The 15,618-nt window shown below is 69.4% G+C and carries 13 protein-coding genes; 8 read left to right on the top strand and 5 right to left on the bottom strand.

The genetic code is table 11. The features are described from left to right. Positions 1-69: 69 nt before the first annotated feature. Positions 70-597, top strand: a complete 528-nt coding sequence (locus tag ACZ62B_RS03705) for an SMI1/KNR4 family protein (RefSeq protein ID WP_468885229.1) — start codon at positions 70-72, stop codon at positions 595-597. 60 nt (positions 598-657) lie between these two features. On the opposite strand, the gene ACZ62B_RS03700 is transcribed toward ACZ62B_RS03705, so the two are convergent. The 3 genes from ACZ62B_RS03700 to ACZ62B_RS03690 form a co-directional block, all read right to left on the bottom strand. Beyond that, a complete protein-coding gene (locus ACZ62B_RS03700; RefSeq protein ID WP_469689216.1) occupies positions 658-5,076 on the bottom strand; it encodes a golvesin C-terminal-like domain-containing protein in 4,419 nt (1,472 codons plus the stop codon). A gap of 188 nt (positions 5,077-5,264) precedes the next feature. Next, positions 5,265-6,194: a hypothetical protein gene (locus tag ACZ62B_RS03695; protein WP_344559717.1), complete on the bottom strand. Its 930-nt coding sequence runs from the start codon at positions 6,192-6,194 to the stop codon at positions 5,265-5,267. Position 6,195: 1 nt separating this feature from the next. Then, a complete protein-coding gene (locus ACZ62B_RS03690; RefSeq protein WP_344559715.1) occupies positions 6,196-6,714 on the bottom strand; it encodes a hypothetical protein in 519 nt (172 codons plus the stop codon). Positions 6,715-6,926: 212 nt separating this feature from the next. On the opposite strand from ACZ62B_RS03690, the gene ACZ62B_RS03685 reads away from it, so the two are divergent. From ACZ62B_RS03685 to ACZ62B_RS03670, 4 genes are read left to right on the top strand one after another with little or no spacing between them, the layout of a single operon-like run. Continuing rightward, positions 6,927-7,199, top strand: coding sequence for a LuxR C-terminal-related transcriptional regulator (locus ACZ62B_RS03685; RefSeq protein WP_344559711.1), 273 nt, complete (start codon positions 6,927-6,929; stop codon positions 7,197-7,199). Continuing rightward, positions 7,189-8,589 (top strand): peptidoglycan-binding protein, encoded by a 1,401-nt coding sequence (locus ACZ62B_RS03680; RefSeq protein ID WP_468889440.1) that lies wholly within the window; start codon positions 7,189-7,191, stop codon positions 8,587-8,589. The genes ACZ62B_RS03685 and ACZ62B_RS03680 overlap by 11 nt, the downstream gene beginning before the upstream one ends. Next, entirely contained in the window at positions 8,586-9,371 is a 786-nt protein-coding gene (locus ACZ62B_RS03675; RefSeq protein WP_469689206.1) for an ABC transporter ATP-binding protein, read from the top strand. Before ACZ62B_RS03680 ends, ACZ62B_RS03675 begins: the two co-directional genes overlap by 4 nt. Continuing rightward, positions 9,368-10,633, top strand: a complete 1,266-nt coding sequence (locus tag ACZ62B_RS03670; RefSeq protein ID WP_344559707.1) for an ABC transporter permease — start codon at positions 9,368-9,370, stop codon at positions 10,631-10,633. The genes ACZ62B_RS03675 and ACZ62B_RS03670 overlap by 4 nt, the downstream gene beginning before the upstream one ends. Positions 10,634-10,755: 122 nt before the next feature. On the opposite strand, the gene ACZ62B_RS03665 is transcribed toward ACZ62B_RS03670, so the two are convergent. Both ACZ62B_RS03665 and ACZ62B_RS03660 read right to left on the bottom strand, forming a co-directional pair. Further along, on the bottom strand, positions 10,756-11,097 hold the full coding sequence (locus tag ACZ62B_RS03665; protein WP_344559705.1) for a DUF397 domain-containing protein: 342 nt from the start codon (positions 11,095-11,097) through the stop codon (positions 10,756-10,758). 11 nt (positions 11,098-11,108) lie between these two features. Continuing rightward, positions 11,109-11,954 carry a helix-turn-helix domain-containing protein gene (locus ACZ62B_RS03660; RefSeq protein WP_344559754.1) on the bottom strand — a complete coding sequence of 282 codons (846 nt, stop codon included), beginning with the start codon at positions 11,952-11,954 and terminating at the stop codon, positions 11,109-11,111. Positions 11,955-12,155: 201 nt separating this feature from the next. Here ACZ62B_RS03660 and ACZ62B_RS03655 point away from each other — a divergent pair, with 201 nt between their 5' ends. The 3 genes from ACZ62B_RS03655 to ACZ62B_RS03645 all read left to right on the top strand — a co-directional run bounded on the left by ACZ62B_RS03655 (position 12,156) and on the right by ACZ62B_RS03645 (position 15,448). After that, positions 12,156-12,596, top strand: a complete 441-nt coding sequence (locus tag ACZ62B_RS03655; protein WP_344559703.1) for an ATP-binding protein — start codon at positions 12,156-12,158, stop codon at positions 12,594-12,596. A gap of 48 nt (positions 12,597-12,644) precedes the next feature. Next, positions 12,645-14,378 carry a serine/threonine-protein kinase gene (locus tag ACZ62B_RS03650; protein WP_469689205.1) on the top strand — a complete coding sequence of 578 codons (1,734 nt, stop codon included), beginning with the start codon at positions 12,645-12,647 and terminating at the stop codon, positions 14,376-14,378. Positions 14,379-14,503: 125 nt separating this feature from the next. Beyond that, positions 14,504-15,448 (top strand): C40 family peptidase, encoded by a 945-nt coding sequence (locus tag ACZ62B_RS03645; protein ID WP_344559752.1) that lies wholly within the window; start codon positions 14,504-14,506, stop codon positions 15,446-15,448. The last annotated feature ends 170 nt before the right edge of the window (positions 15,449-15,618 follow it).

Below are 15,618 nucleotides of genomic sequence, written 5' to 3'. Positions count from 1 at the left end.
CTCTTACCTGGTGCGACGGGAGTTTTTGTCATGACGGAGGCTGACGAGATGCGCCGTGCGTGGGGGCGTGTGGTGCGGTGGCTGGAACAGAACGCGCCAGGGAGCGCCGCTGCGCTGGCTCCTCCGGCCGGGCCGAAGGCCATCAGTGACGCGGAGGAGCGTCTGGGGGTGAAGTTTCCGCAGGAGGTGTGGACTTGGCTGCTGATCAACGACGGGGTACGGATCGATGATCGGGAGTACGACAAGTTCCCTGCCGAAGGGGGCGGTTTCCTCCCGTCCTCGTGGCACCTTCTGTCGGTGGACCAGATGGTTCGGGTGTACGAGTTCCGGATGGGGTGCGAGGAGCGTGAGCCGACTCCCGACGGTGATCCCGACTGCGTGACGTGGCACAGGGACTGGATTCCGTTCGCGGTCGAGGGCGACTGGCTGTACGGGAGGTTCATCGATACGCGTACCGGAACGCTGGGCCGGTGGAGCGATGGTGGTGTGAACCGGTTCGACACGCACGATTCCCTCGCGGAGTTCTTCCATGAACTCGCCGACGAGATGCGCACACACGGTCCCGGTCATGTGGTGGACGGCGTGCTGACCTGGTGACGAAAGGAACGGTGCCCTGGTGCGGGACGAAACGCACCAGGGCACCGCGTGTGTGACGGGTTACGGCTTCTGCGCCTCCAGCCAGTAGTCGTCCCCTTCGAGGACGCGGTTGTTCTTGCGCCAGGAGGGGAAGCTGCTCATCGACTGGGTGTTCTGGTTGTTGGACATGCTGGACCGGCCGCACGGCTCGGTCCAGGTCGGCACGTGCGAGCGGGGGTCCGGGATGAGCCTCCACAGGCCGTCCGTCCCCTTCTGCGCGATGGTGTTCACGCAGCCCTCGCCCGAGGTGACCGAGGAGGCGTTCTTGCCGCCCCAGCTGCTCGGGATCGCCGCGCTCTGCCAGCTCGCGGCGAAGGGGAACTCGTCACAGGACGGCACATCGTTGGCACCCAGTTCCGGGGACATGGTCGCCAGCGGGCTGCGCTTCCACGCCGTCGGGCAGATGGTGTCACGGTTGTGGTCCACCAGCGACTTCTTGGAATCCGACGGAACGGGAACCAGCACGTCGTCCGCGAGGAAGGTCAGCGGCTCATGGCCCCGCAGACCGTAGTGGCCGGGCAGCTTGTTCTGGACCAGCCAGGCGTGCGCGGCGGCGGCCGGGTACTTCTTGTGGTTCATGGTGTAGGTGGGCCTGTAGTGGGAGAACACACAGCCCGGTGTGGTCATGACGTCCACGTCGCAGCGCACGTCCAGATCGTTCTTCTCCGCCGTGACGTCGGCGACCTTCACACCGTCCAGCTTTCCGGCGAAGCTCCAGTGGGGTGTGATCACGGACGAGTCGACGCCCTTGGTCCACTTGGTCTTCTGGGTGATGACCGCTTTGTGCAGGTCACCGAGGCGGAACGTGGTGGAGCCGGACTGGGAGGGGGTCTCCATCTGGCAGTAGCCGCGGCAGTGGAAGTCCACGTCCAGGCTCGCGGTGGTGGCACCGCTGAGGCTCTTCAGCCCGATGGTCAGCGTCTGGGTGATGGTGTCCGTGCGCGGGTCGGTGTCGATCTCGTGCCGGTAGGTGAATCCCGCGCTCTTCACCGGGTTCACCCTGTTGACGTAGACCTCCTCCACGATGCAGGCCTGGGTCCGCGTGTACGTCATGGAGATCGTCGAGATCGAGCAGGTCCCCGTGTCACCCGCTGAGGCGAGCGCACGCGCGGAGGCACCGCTGTCCTGCTTCTCGGGAGCAGACTCGAGCGTCATGCCGTCGCGGCCGGCTTCGCCGCCCTTGTCGCTGGGGGAGGCCGCCAGGCCCTGCGGGCCGGGGACGTCGAAGAACCGGCCGTCGATGCTGTTCGGCGGTTCGACCGGCGCGGGATCCGGCGCGCTGGGGTCGGGGTCGCCGAAGGTCAGGTCGGCGGGGATGCCGGAGTAGTCGCCGGGCACGAACGCGATCGCGTCCCAGGCGATGTCCTTGCTTCCGTCGCCTCCGTTGAAGTTGTCCAGGCTGACCTCGGGTGTCATTCCGCCGAAGAAGTACGCCCCCAGGTCGACCCACTTGTTGGACTGGTTGGCGTCCTGGGAGACCGCCTTCACCGTCTCACCGGCGGCGTGCTTGATCCGGTACTCGGCCTTGGACGTCTGTGCCCCGTGGTCGGGGATGTGCGCGTAGACCTTGGCCTGGCCGTTGTAGGCGGTGAGCTGCTGACCGAGTTTCCACGTGCCGGTCACCTGCATCCGGTCACCCGGCGGCGGGAACGACTCCGGGGAGCGGGTGTGGGTGAACCAGAAGTGGTTCTGGTACGCCGCGCCGATCTGATGGGTGTCGATCTTGCCCGGGTAGGTGGTGACCGTCTCCCCGGTGTCGGTGTCGATCAGGTCCCAGGGCCGGTAGGTGAAGTCGAACGTGCCGTCGGACCGGACCGCCCCGCATCCGCGCGATGCCGATCCCGCGGGAACGGTTCCGTCGGGCAGGTCGTCGACGATCAGCGCGTTGGAGGGCAGGCCGGTCTCGCAGCGCGGCGGATAGGAGCCGGCGTCCGGCTGTTCGGGGTACGTGGTGTTGAACCGGTGGACGGCGTAGCCGCACTGGGGTGAGCCTTCGCCGTCGGAGGTGACGCACTTCTTCCACTGCGCGGGCTTGTCCCACCAGCAGTGCAGCCAGTGCGGGTTGGTGGAGCTGTCGCCGCCGTCCAGCCGGCAGGCGCCCAGACCGGGGTCGTTGGAGTCGTCGTCGCCGATCTTCGACGGGTCGCAGTCATTGGATTCGTCGCAGAAGAGGTCGAGCGGGGGCTTGGCGGTGGAGCGGTACAGGACGCTGTTCCACCAGGCGGGCCGGTAGCCGGCCTGGAAGTCGCCCGGGGCGAACATCGCCGAGATCGGGCGCGCGGCCCAGCCGATCACCTTCTCCTCGTACGGCCAGTCCTGGGGGTGCGCGGCGTGGCTGTAGTCGTCCCGGGAGGCGTCCAGGGCGTTCTGCAGGAACGGGACGCGGTTCGCCTTCCACAGCGGGTTGGCGGGGTTGTTCGTCCAGCCCACACCCTTGTGACCGGCCGAGTCGGCGTTCTCGTAGAAGCCGGAGTTGTACGCCCACAGGGCGAAGAACCAGTTCTCGATCCACCGGGGGTGGCCGTCGTTGATCTTCATGCCGGCGCGGCGGGTCTGGTTCCACTTGTCGGACAGGATCTGCGCGCCGTAGGCGATGTTCGCGGTGTAGTCCAGCGCCACCGCCTCCTGGGTGAGGGGGCTCAGCGCCGTCTCACCCTCCTTCTCCCTGCCCGCCAGGCGCATTCCGTCGGTCGCCTGGGTGATGCCGTAACCGCAGTCGGCGTCCGACCAGTTGATGCGCCACGGGTCGGCCTGCGTGCCGTCCGCCGTGTAGTCGATGCCGTAGTAGTTGCCGATCAGGCTGTTCGCCGTCACGCCCGGCACCGCGAACCGGGTGGCCTGCCACATGTTCGACTCCTGCGCGGTGATGCCGAGGAGCACCTGCGCGGGGATGTGCCACTTGTCGTTGTCGCCGTCCTCGGTGTCGAGGGTGCCGTTGGGGTCACCTTCGAGGACGATCGGCGGGAAGAGGCCCTGCGGCTGGTAGCCGCCCATTCCGGTGTTCTTCCAGTCGGGCGAGCGGTAGAAGTCCAGCTTGCCCACCACGGCCTGGTCGACGGCCCACTCCACCTGGCGCGGGGTGGGCTGGAACGCCTGCTTCTTCGCGTCGTTGCGGGCCACCGCGCAGTACCGCTCGTCGGTGCCCTCGCCGGGGCTGGACGGCGACGCGGCGAGTGCCTGGACCCGTGTGGACGGGCCGCTGTCGGCGCCGCTCGGCTCGGCGGGGGCCGGCAGTGCCGGGGAGGTACGAGTACCCGTGGCGGAATTCTCGCCGCGTGCGCCGGGCTTCACGTCCAGGGTGACCGTCCTGCCGGTGGCCAGCACCTTCAGGCGGGTGCGCGCGGAGCGGGGGGCATCGGCCTCTTCCGGGGTGATCAGGCTCGTCTTGCCGTCCGCCCAGCTCGTCGACACGGCGGCGTGTCCCAGGCTGGACATGCGGGCGCCCTTGGCCAGACCGCCCGGGTTGGCGACACGGGCGGGCAGCTTGCCCTTGCTGGTGGCCTTGCCGGTGATGAACACCCGGCCCGAGGCCGTGCCGGTCAGGTCCCACTCGGCGAGCTTCCCCGTCGCCACCGTGGCAGCGGTGGTCCTGCTCCCGCGCGTCTTGGCCGGGGTGAGGTACTTGGCCCAGCTCCGCGGCTTGTCCGACGCCTTCTTGTCCAGTTCGCGCTCGATGAACGTCACACCGCCGTCGGCGTCGGCGGTGAGCTGGAACGGCACCGTCCGCGTGCGTACGAGCTCGGTCTCCTCGGCGCCGTCGATGCGGACCAGCCTGTTGCCGTGCGCGGCGACGATGCCCTTCCCGGCCGGGATCGCGGAGGTGACCTGGCCGGGGAACGCGACCGGCTCGGACTGCTTGCCGGTCTTCGCGTCCACGGTGACCAGCCGGGTCTGCTGCTTCTTGTCGCCGTCATGCGTGAGTTGGGTGAACACCGCCCGCTCGCCGTTTCCGCAGCCGGGGCTGAAGTAGGCCAGCGACGCGGTGAACGGCAGCTTGGTGACCTTGCCGGAGTGGAGGTTCACCACGGCGGTGAACGCGCCGCGCACCATCAACTCCGGGCGGTTGGTGAACGTACGGGGGGCGTACGCGACCGCCGCGTGGTCTCCGGACGCGGTCAGGCAGGCGTTGCCGATCCAGGTGTCGGCGTCGAAGCCGTCCTCCCGCAGCGTGGCGGCCGTCCTCCACCCGTAGCCCTTCGCCTCGTCGGCGACGAGCAGATGGAAACCGGTGCCGTCCCCGCTGGTGGTGAAGGCGGTGTCCTCGGACGTTTCGTACTGTGCGCCCAGGGTTTCGGCACGGTCCTTCGCCGGGACCGCGGACGGCATGGCGGGGTTCTTCTCCGGCCGGCTGCTCCAGCCCTGTGCCGCGTCCTTCGGCGGAGCGGGGTCGGCGGCCTGCGCCGGCAGGCTCAGGGGTATCGCCAGCGCGGTGGCCACCATGAGGGTGACGGGCACGCGCGAGCGGCGTATTCGTCTCTTCACTTTCTTCCTCGGGTTGAATGAAGAAATCCACCCGGTCCTGGTCGCGGACTGAGTGGATCGTTGGCGTCGTGCTTACGCGGGCCGGGAATGGGGGCGGGCGTCGAAGACCTTGACGGCCTGCCGATGCACCGGGTGGTGGTTTCTCCTCAGCCATTGACGCTTGCGGCGGTTTTCAGGACGGCCTCGTTCTTCTTGCGCTCCTCGTCCAGGGCGAGCTGGTTCTCCTCGATGCGGCGGATCTGGATCCTCTTCTCGGCGGCGTACCAGATTCCGATCAGGTCGGTCTTCTTCTTGCAGTCGATGTCCGTGGTGGCGAGACTGATCTCCTCCGGCGAGGGCGCGGGTGATCCGAGCGAGGTGACCAGATCGGGAGCCTTGTAGGGGTGCTCCGTCACGTATCCCTGCTCCTTCATGCAGGACGACCAGGCGGCCACGGCCCTGCGGACGGCAGGGTCCTTCTTGGATTCGTCGAGGGAGGCGAACTCCACCTTCCCGGCAAGCGTGTACCGGAGTTCTCCGAGTTTCCGCTGCGCTTCTCCGCGACATCCCCCCTCGGGGACCTTCTCCCCTTGGTAAGCCCCGGACTTCAGTTCCGTGCCGGATCCGGCGAAGACGGCCACCTCCGCCCCCGGCGCCGGTTCCCACACCGGAGGTTCCACGTTCCCGCCGGGGAGGTGGTAGCCGTATTGCGACGCCTCCTCCGCGTCGGATATGCCGTACCTGCGCATCATGTTGGCGTCGTTGAAACTGGGGTCGGGAACGATTCCGGGCGGCGGGGGGTCGAACTCCTTGAAGCCGAACCGCTCCATGCAGCCCTTCCACAGGTTCTGCTGTGCGCGCTGCCAGGCGATCCGCTCCGGGTAGGAGATCAGATAGCCCTCGATGGGCAGCGCAAGTCCCTTGGCGAGACCGTTCACGGGCCGTTCGGGGGGTGGCGAGGCCGCCCCCGGGTATCCGTCGTCCGGGGTGGTGGACGCCGATTCCTGCGCCGAGCACGCTGTCGTGGCGGTCAGCACCACGACAGCGAACACGGCGAGCCGGCTGACGCGCGAAATTCCGGAGAAACTCCTGGGCATGTCAGATTCTCTTGTGCGATGCGTTCTCGTTCTTGAGTTCGGCCTTCAGGTTCGTGGCCGGCCAGTACGATCCGCACCCGGGCGAGAAGGTCTGCGAGGTGCCCTGGTACCCGGAGTTGTAATACACGCGGTTGCTCACGGAGCACTCGTTGTTGGCGACCGAGGCGGCGTTGTTCTTGATGGCCTGCCCGCTTCCCTCGGCCCCCGTGCAGCCGGGGTTCGGCAGTTTGTCGACCCCGCCCCGGTAGATGTAGCGCACGAGCGTGACGCCGTTGGGGGAGTACCCGTAGTGGTCGGGAATGCTCTGATTGGCGATGAAGCACGAACTGTACGAGTAACCCGTCGTCTCACCGCGGCTGTTGTAGTAGATCTCGAAACAGTATTTATTGCTGGTGGAGCTGCAGGCGTCGTCCTCGTACGACGTCGCGGCCTGAGCCGGCTGCGCCATGAACAAGGAACCGAGGAGGGCCAGCGCCCCTATCGCCGCGCTTTCCCGGTGCCGCCGCTTGAGAGTGAACATCCCATTCCTCCTGTTTTTTGCGGGAATTGATCGGGACAGAAGGTAACGTGACGGCTCGGCCGACGGCCAGCGATCACGGGCCGTTGACGCAATTACGACAGGCTGGTTGGCCCGGTTTGGGTTGACTTCAGGCCGCTTGACCTGGGTGCTCGGCCGGGGTGTCGCACGTATGGTGGTCTGGACCTGCCAAGTGTGCCAATAGGGGGGCGCTCATGGATTCCCTATCGCAAGCGGACGAGTTGGAACGGCGCATACTTCAGCTGCTCTACGAGGGCTATGACGACGCACGCGTGGGCCGCGAGTTGGGCATGGCGCACCGTACGGTGCAGCGGAGGGTGCGGAGCCTGATGGTGCGGCTGGACGTCAACGGACGGTTCGCGCTGGGAGCCCGCGCGCAGGAGCTGGGCTGGATCGACGCACACGGTCCCGGGGTCGGCCGGTCCGCGACCGACGCGTTCGGGAGCGCGGTGGCGGATGCTGCGTAACCGCGTCCGCGCCACCGTGGGGGTCTGCGTGTCGGCCGTGGTGCTGACCGTGGTGGGCCTGGCGTCCACGGCCTACGTCAAGTCGCCGCAGCAGGTGGCGTCCGAGGCGGGACCGCCCGCCCCGGACGTGCTGACCGCACCCGTGGAGCACCGGGTCCTCACGGACACCGTGGTGATCAGGGGCGCGGTGGAGGCCGGTCGTACGATCGCCGTCTCCTCGGCGGGGCCGTCCGGAAAGGAGTCCGCCTCCCCGGTCGTGACCAAGGTGATGGTCGGCCAGGGGGACTCCGTCGAACCCGCCACCTCACTCGTCGAGATATCCGGCCGCCCGCTCTTCGCCCTCAAGGGGGCGCTTCCCGTCTACCGGGACCTGCGGCCCGGCGCCCACGGGGACGATGTCCGGCAGCTGCAGAAGGCTTTGGAGGAAAAGGGTTTCTCCGTCGGAGGGGACCGGCTCGGCACCTTCGGCGCGGGGACCAAGGAGGCGGTGCGGAAGCTGTACGCCGCCCTCGGCTACGACCCCGTGCCCGCCGATCCGGAGGGCGCCCAGCGGCTGAAGGAGGCCGAACGCGCGGTCCGTGACATGGAACGCGCCTGGCAGGACGCCGAGTCGGGCACGGACCGTGAACGCGCGGCGGAGGACCTGGCCGACGCCAGGGAGGAACTGGCCGACGCGAAGGCCGCGGACGGGCCGATGGTTCCCGCGTCGGAGATCGTCTTCCTGCCCGAGCTGCCCGCCAGGGTCGATGCCGTGGAGGCCGCCGTGGGCGCGGCGCCGGGCGGCACGCTGCTCTCCGTCTCGGTGGGCGAACTCGTCGTCAGGGGAGCCCTGACGGCAGCCGACAAGGGACTGGTGCGCAAGGGGCAGAAGGTCGACATCTTCTCCGAACTGACCGGGACCACGGCGACCGGAAAGGTCACCTCCGTGGCCGACCGGCTCAGCACCCCGGACGCGGGCGCGAAGGGTGAGGACGCCGGCGCGGTGGAGCAGCCGGCCGTCGCGGGAACGGGCGCGGCCGGCTACACGGTCGTGGTGACCCCGGACCGCCCGCTGCCCGGCGACCTCGTCCACCAGGGTGTACGGCTCACCATCAAGGCGGCGGCGTCCGAGGGGAAGGTGCTCGTCGTCCCGGTCGGGGCGGTGTCCGCCGGAGCGGACGTGCGGACCACGGTCACGGTGCTGCGCGACGCCGGGCGCAGGGAACGCGTCGATGTGCGTCCCGGCATCTCGGGCGACGGGTACGTCGCCGTCGCACCGCTCACCGACGGTGCCCTCGACCCCGGCGACCGGGTCGTCGTGGGCGTCGCGCCGGCGGGATCCACCGACGGGGCGGGGAGCGGTTCCTCCGACGTCTCGGTCCAGCTCGGGAACGGGGAACCCACCAGGTGACACCGAACACCGCGCCCTCCCGTGCGGCCGACGGGCCCGCCGAGGCGGGCGGAAGCAGTCCCGCGACCGTGGTCGAGTTCGACGGCGTGGGCCTGACCTACCCCGGGCCCCCTCCGGTCGCCGCGCTCCGCCCCTGCTCGCTGGCCGTGCGCGAGGGGGAGTACGTCGCGGTCGTCGGCCCCTCCGGCTCGGGCAAGTCGACCTTCCTCAACATCGTGGGCCTCCTGGACCGGCCGACCGAGGGCACCTACGTCCTCGACGGCGCCGACACCACGGCCCTCCCGGAAGCGGAGCTGACCGCGCTGCGGGGCAGCCTGATCGGTTTCGTCTTCCAGGCGTTCCATCTGATCCCCCACCGCACCGCCCTGGAGAACGTCGCCCTCGCCATGCTGTACTCCGCGGTCCCCGCACGGGAACGCGTCCAGCGGGCCCGGACCGCGCTCGAACAGGTGGGGCTGGCGCACCGCGCCGACTCGCTGCCCAACCGCATGTCCGGCGGGGAGCGCCAGAGGGCGGCCATCGCCCGGGCGATCGTCGGCCGGCCGAGGCTGCTCCTGTGCGACGAGCTCACCGGCAACCTCGATTCCGCGACCGCGGCGTCCGTCCTGGACCTGCTGGACGACCTGCACGCGAGCGGTATGACCCTGGTCGTCATCACGCATGACCCGGTGGTGGCGGCGCGGGCGGCGCGGACGATCACCATCCGGGACGGGGTGCTGTCCGAGACCGTGACGGCGGGCACGCCGACGGAAGCACGGCGGCTGCCCGAGGTCCTCGGATGAGGGGCATGAGGGGGAGAGCGGGGCGGGGCGGACGGCGCAGCCGGCTCCGCGCGGGTGACCTGGTCCGCGAAGCGCTCGCGGGACTGCTGCAGCGTCCGGGACGCTCGGCCCTCACCGCGCTCGGAACGGTGCTGGGGGTCGGCACGTTCGTGGCGATCCTCGGCCTGACGGCCACGGCCTCCTCGCAGATCGACGCGCGCTTCAACGCCCTGTCGGCGACCGAGGTGACGGTCGAGGACACCGGGGGCGACGACGCGGACCACATCACGAACTCGTTCCCCGCCGATGCGCCGGCCCGCGTCGGCCGGCTGCACGGGGTCGAGCACGCCGGGGTCTACTGGATCGCCTCGCCGGAGGCCGCGAGCGGATCACCCGGAGCCGGTACCGTCACCTCCTCCCCCGTCGGCGATCTGGCGGCGGGCGAGGACGTACAGGTGGTCGCCGCCACTCCGGGGGTGTTGCAGGCGGCGGGCCCCGCACTGGCGCAGGGACGGATCTACGACGCCTACCACCAGCAAAACGCCGCGGAGGTCGCGGTGATCGGGGCGGGGCTCGCCGAACGGCTGGGCATCCTCACCTTGGAGACACGCCCGGCCGTCTTCATCGGGGGCCGGCCGTTCACCGTCATAGGGATCGTGGGCGACGTGGACCGCAAGGAGGAACTCCTGCTCTCCGTCACCGTCCCCAGCAGTACGGCCATGGCCCACTGGGGCGGCCCCGCGCGGGGGGAGAGGGCGAGGATGCTCGTCTCCACACGGCTGGGAGCCGCCACACAGGTCGCCCGGAACGCCGCGACCGCCCTCGACCCCGCCCACCCCGAACGCTTCAAGGTGATACCGCCCCCTGATCCCCAGATGCTGCGGGGCGGCGTCAGCGGTGACCTCGACCAGCTGTTCCTGCTGCTCGCGGGCATCTGCCTGGTGATCGGCACCGTCGGCATCGCCAACACCACCCTCGTGGCGGTGCTGGAGCGAACGGGCGAGATAGGACTGAGGCGGGCCCTGGGGGCGCGCGGCCGCCACATCACCGCCCAGTTCCTGACCGAGTCGGCGGCGTTGGGGCTGCTCGGCGGGCTGGTCGGAACGAGCCTCGGCACCCTGGTGGTCGTGGGCGTGGCCGTCCTGCGGGACTGGACCGCCGTCATCCACCCCCTGACCGTCGTCGCCGCCCCCGTCATCGGCCTGGCCACGGGACTGCTGGCAGGCATCCACCCCGCCTGGAAGGCGTCCCGCATCCCTCCGGTGGAGGCGCTGCGCCGCTGACGGGGCAGTGGGGAACACGGCGGCCCGGCCATTCTCGTACCTACGAGGGTGGCCGGGCCGCCTCTCGTCCCCCAGCATGTGTGCCGGCGGCCGTCCGGTTTCCTCCGTGGGCCGTCGTGGCCCTACGCCACGAAGTGGTCGAACTCGCCGGCCCGGACACCGCGCACGAAGGTCTCCCAGCGGCGACGGTCGGTGGTGACGGTGGGGGTGCCAGGGGCGTGGAGGAGGATGGTGCGGTCGTCGCCGGCGGTGGTCACTTCGAGGGCGGGGGCCTGAGGGTCCCGGTGCGGTTCTTCCTTGAGGGAGCGGAGAAGGGCGCGGAAGGCGTCGGTGGTGGTGGTGAGGATCGCTCCGCCGGGGTCGGCGGACTCGGTTATGTGGATCCCGGCGGGGGTCGCGGCGACGTGCACGCAGGAGTCGCCCGAGCCGCACAGGGATGACTTCTGCCAGTTGAGTCCGGACATCGCGTTTCCTCTCACAGCTCTCGGATGAGGTGGTTGATGACATCGCGTGACTTGTCTGGGGCGAGCGCCCTGGAGTCCAAACGGTCGAGCAGGACCCGGTACATGTCCAGCTGGGCCTCGGCGTCGAGGAACACGGGTCCGTGGGACTGGTCGAGATGGACGGTGTCGAGCTGGGGGACGGGGCCGTGCGAGTAGAAGATCGACTGTCCCGACCCCGGAAAGCCTCCGGCAGCGAACGGCAGCACCCTGATGGTGATGTGCTCCCGCTCGCTCATGTCCAGCAGGTGTTGCAGCTGCGCGCGGGCGGTCGCCGCGCCGCCGAACTGCATGCGCAGCGCCGCTTCGTGAATGAGCGCCAGGTACGGCGTCGGGTTGTCCCGGTAGATCACGGTCTGGCGCTTGATGCGGAAGGACACCCGGTGTTCGATGTCCGGCGGTGGGAACTCGGGCACGACCTGCCGGAACAGTTCGCGTGCGTGTTCGGCGGTCTGAAGCAGGCCGGGGATGTGGACGGTCACGGCGCCGCGTAGGCGAGTCGCGTGGTGCTCGACTTCGGCCAGGTTCAAAAGCGCGGCGGGGAGGATTTCGCGGTACTCCTCCCACCAGCCGCGCTTGCGGTCTGCGGCCATGCCGCTGAGGGCCTGGACGAGTGCGGGATCGCCGCACTTGTAGTGGTGGGCCAACGTGCTTACGCGTTCCGGGCTCACGCCGATGCGTCCGGCTTCCGTGTTGCTGATCTGGTTCTGCTTCACGCCGAGCAGTTGACCGGCCTCTGTGGCGGTGAGTCCCGCGCGCTCGCGCAGTTTCCGCAGCTCGGCGCCAAGTCGGAGCTGACGACCGGTCGGGCTGGTTCTCACGGTTCTTGACGCTCCCTCGGCGCTACGGTCACCCACACGGGTGGAAGCTAATGCAGATCTGGAGAACTGGCTAATGCATTAGCTAAACGCGGCTAGCTTGATTGCAGGCGCCCCACCCAGAAGCGCACCGATCGACGGGTCGGCATGCCACTGGGCAACTGTTCGCATTCACCCAACCGGCCTCACTGATCGGAGACTTCCATGACCACCGTATCCCCGCCCTGGTCCTACACCCTCCACCTCTCGCGTGATCCACGCTCACCGGGGATCGCCCGCTCCACCCTGCGGTCCGTACTGGCCGCTTACGAGCTCGGCGAACTCGCCCCCACGGCCGAGCTGCTCGCCTCGGAGCTGCTGACCAACGCCCATCTGCACACCGGCGGCCCGTACGCCCTCCACATCCGCCCGACCAGGTCCGGTCAGCTCCGGGTGGGCGTGTGGGACAAGGACCCGACCGTCCCCTCCGGGCTGGGCGCCGGCTTCGCTCACGGTGTCATGCCGCACGGGGCCTCGGAGGGCGGACGGGGCCTGGCCCTCGTACGGGCGTACGCCGACTCCTGGGGTGCCTCGCTGCTGGGCGAACCGGGAGGACCCTCCGGCGGAAAGGTGCTGTGGGCGGAGTGCGGCTGGGCCGGTCCGTGATCACCAGGTCGGGCCACGTCAACCCTGCTGTGTGGCAAGGTCGTTTCCGTGGAAGCACTGAAGGCTCAGGACCCCGCGCGGATAGGCGCGTACATGCTGCTGGCCCGCCTCGGTGCGGGCGGGATGGGGCAGGTCTACCTCGGACGGTCGCCCGGCGGCCGACTGGTGGCGATCAAGGTGATCCGTGACGAGATCACGGATCACCCCGAGGCGCTCGCCCGGTTCAGGCGTGAGGTGGAGACCGTGCGCCTGGTCCGGAGCGCGTACACCGCGAACCTGATCGACGCCTCGTTGGACTCGGCCCCTTACTGGCTGGCGACCGAGTACGTGTCGGGTCCGACGCTGAGCAAGGTGGTGGGGGCGAGGGGGCCGATGCCGCCCGAGACCTGCCGGCGCCTGTTCGCGGCGCTGGCGGAAGGGCTCGCGGCGGTGCACGAGCAAGGGGTCACGCACCGGGACCTCAAGCCGCAGAACGTGCTCCTCGCCGCGCAGGGGCCGCAGCTCATCGACTTCGGCATCGCGCGAGGAGCGGGGCAGACGGCGCTCACCGAGGCGGGGTCGGCTCCGGGCACGCCCGGTTTCACCGCGCCCGAGGTGCTGATGCGCAATGAGGTCGGGCCCGCCGCCGACGTGTTCGCGCTCGGGGCGACGATCGCGTACGCGGCGACGGGCAGGCCTCCCTTCGGGTCCGGTGAACCGGCCACGGTCAGCTATCGCGCGGTGCACGAACCGATCGAGCTCGCCGGTGTGGAGCCCGAACTGGCCGGCCTGATCCAGCACTGTGTGGCCAAGGACCCGGCGGCGCGTCCGCGGCTCGCCGAGGTGATCGCGCGGTGCCGTGTGCTGGCGGCCCTCGTCGAGGACCCCTTCTACGCGGGACTGGCCGGCTTGGCCGAGGCGTTGCCGTCGGCGGCGTCGGTGGCCGTTTCACCGCCGCCGGCACATCCGCCGGCGACGGGGCTGCACGACCTGCCGACGTCCGCGTCCACGCACGCGCCCGGGTACACGCCCACGCAGGTGAGCCATCCGGCCCCACCGGCGCGGCGCCGTCCCGCGCCCTGGATCGTCGCCGTGACGGCGGGGCTCGTGGTCGGAGCGGTGACGGCGGCGTTCGTCCTGCTGCCCGACCGGGGCAAGGACGACGCGGGCGCGGACGGCAAGGAGACGACCGGGGCGGCGCGGCCCGGTGCCACGTCGAAGGCCCCCACCACGCCGGGCGGCGAGCAGTCGAAGGTCCAGCCGCCGGCCTACGTGCAGGCGACGAATCCGAACCGCGACTACTGGACGCCGGATGCCGGTTCGACGGACGGCCAGGGGACGTGCCGACTGCCCCCCGAGGAGCGCAACCAGTACCTCCAGGTATCCGTCACCGACGCGGAGACCGACGCGCCGTACACCTCCGGCAAGGGACGGATCGGGATCCGCCTGAAGAACGTCGTCCCGGAGGACGGGGAGTCGTACTACGTGTCGGTCGCCGTCAAGCCGCCGCACGAGATCGACGCGGACACGGGCCGGCCGATCGAGGGCGCACAGTTCGAGAACCTGAGCCTCGGCTACACCAGCAAGCCGGTCGACCTCTACGAGGGCCTCCGCAACGAGCCATCCGCTCCGTGGGTGTGGCTGACGTACCCGGACGACTTCCAGGAGGTCAAGGACGGCAAGAAGTACGCGGACGCCATCCCGGTCGGGAACGACCCCGGCAACTGGACCGTGCTCTTCCTCCATGTCCAGGGGACGAAGCAGTACGCCAGCATCGCTTGCCGCGGGTTTGTCGCGAAGTAGCTCACACGAGCGCCCTTCAGACTGGTAAATGACCCATAAACCGGGGCGCGGTAGGGGAGAGTTGGAGCGTGCGGAAGGTATGGGTGGCCGGTGGCGCCGCCATCGGACTGGGGCTGAGCTTCGTCATGCTGCTCGTCGTCGGCGTCTACGTCGTCGCCGGCAACCTCGTCAACAGTGTGGGCGGTGCGGGCAAGACACTCGCCAAAGGGTCGGTCCCCGCCGCTTACCAGGCGCTCGTCCAGAAGTGGGGCAACCACTGCCCGGCCATCAACCCGGCGCTGCTCGCCGCGCAGCTCTACCAGGAGAGCGGGTGGGACCCGGACGTCGTCAGCCATGCCGACGCACGCGGTATCGCCCAGTTCATTCCCGGCACCTGGGCCGCCCATGGCATCGACGGCGACGGCGACGGCGACCGCGACATCTGGGACCCGAATGACGCGATTCCATCGGCTGCTTCGTACGACTGCGAACTCGCGAAGTACGTGAAGGACGTACCCGGGGATGTAACGAACAACATGCTCGCCGCCTACAACGCCGGCGCATACCGGGTCATCAGGGCGGGCGGTGTCCCCGCGATCACGGAGACCCAGAACTACGTCAAGCGGATCCGGTCGCTGGAGAAGAGCTTCGCCGCGCCCGTGGGGCGGGTCGATCCCTCGAAGCAGGCTGCCGGGGCGATCTCGTACGCGCAGTCGAAGCTCGGGACGCTGTATCTGTGGGGCGGTAACGGTACGCCTGAGCAGGGAGGACGGTTCGACTGCTCGGGGCTGACCAAGGCGGCGTACGAGAGCGTGGGGATCACGCTGCCGCGGGTGGCCAACGACCAGTACAACGCGGGGCCGCATCCCGCACGGGACGAACTGCTGCCGGGCGATCTGGTGTTCTTCTCGGACGACCTCACCAATTCCCGGGCCATCCGGCATGTGGGTATTTACGTCGGCGGTGGGTACATGATCGACGCGCCCCGGACCGGGGCCGTGATCCGATTCGACCCGATCGACACTCCTGACTACTTTGGTGCCACCCGGGTCACCGAGGATGGCGCGAAAGCACTGCCCACCACGGTGTGAGCGGAGCGTCAACCCACCCCCTGAACTGCGGAGACGTATCTCTCTTCGATAACGTCTGCGTGATCATTCAGTGGAGTGTGGAACGTATCAACGGGGGCCGTGCGTTCCTGTTGTCGTAGCCGATCGGACGAGCGGATCTACAAACCACGGGGGTGGCGGGAACGGCGTGC

The organism is Streptomyces sp. NPDC053426 (assembly GCF_055585405.1).
Note: the sequence above shows the minus strand (reverse complement) of the source record. Positions and strands in the feature narration are given on the sequence as shown.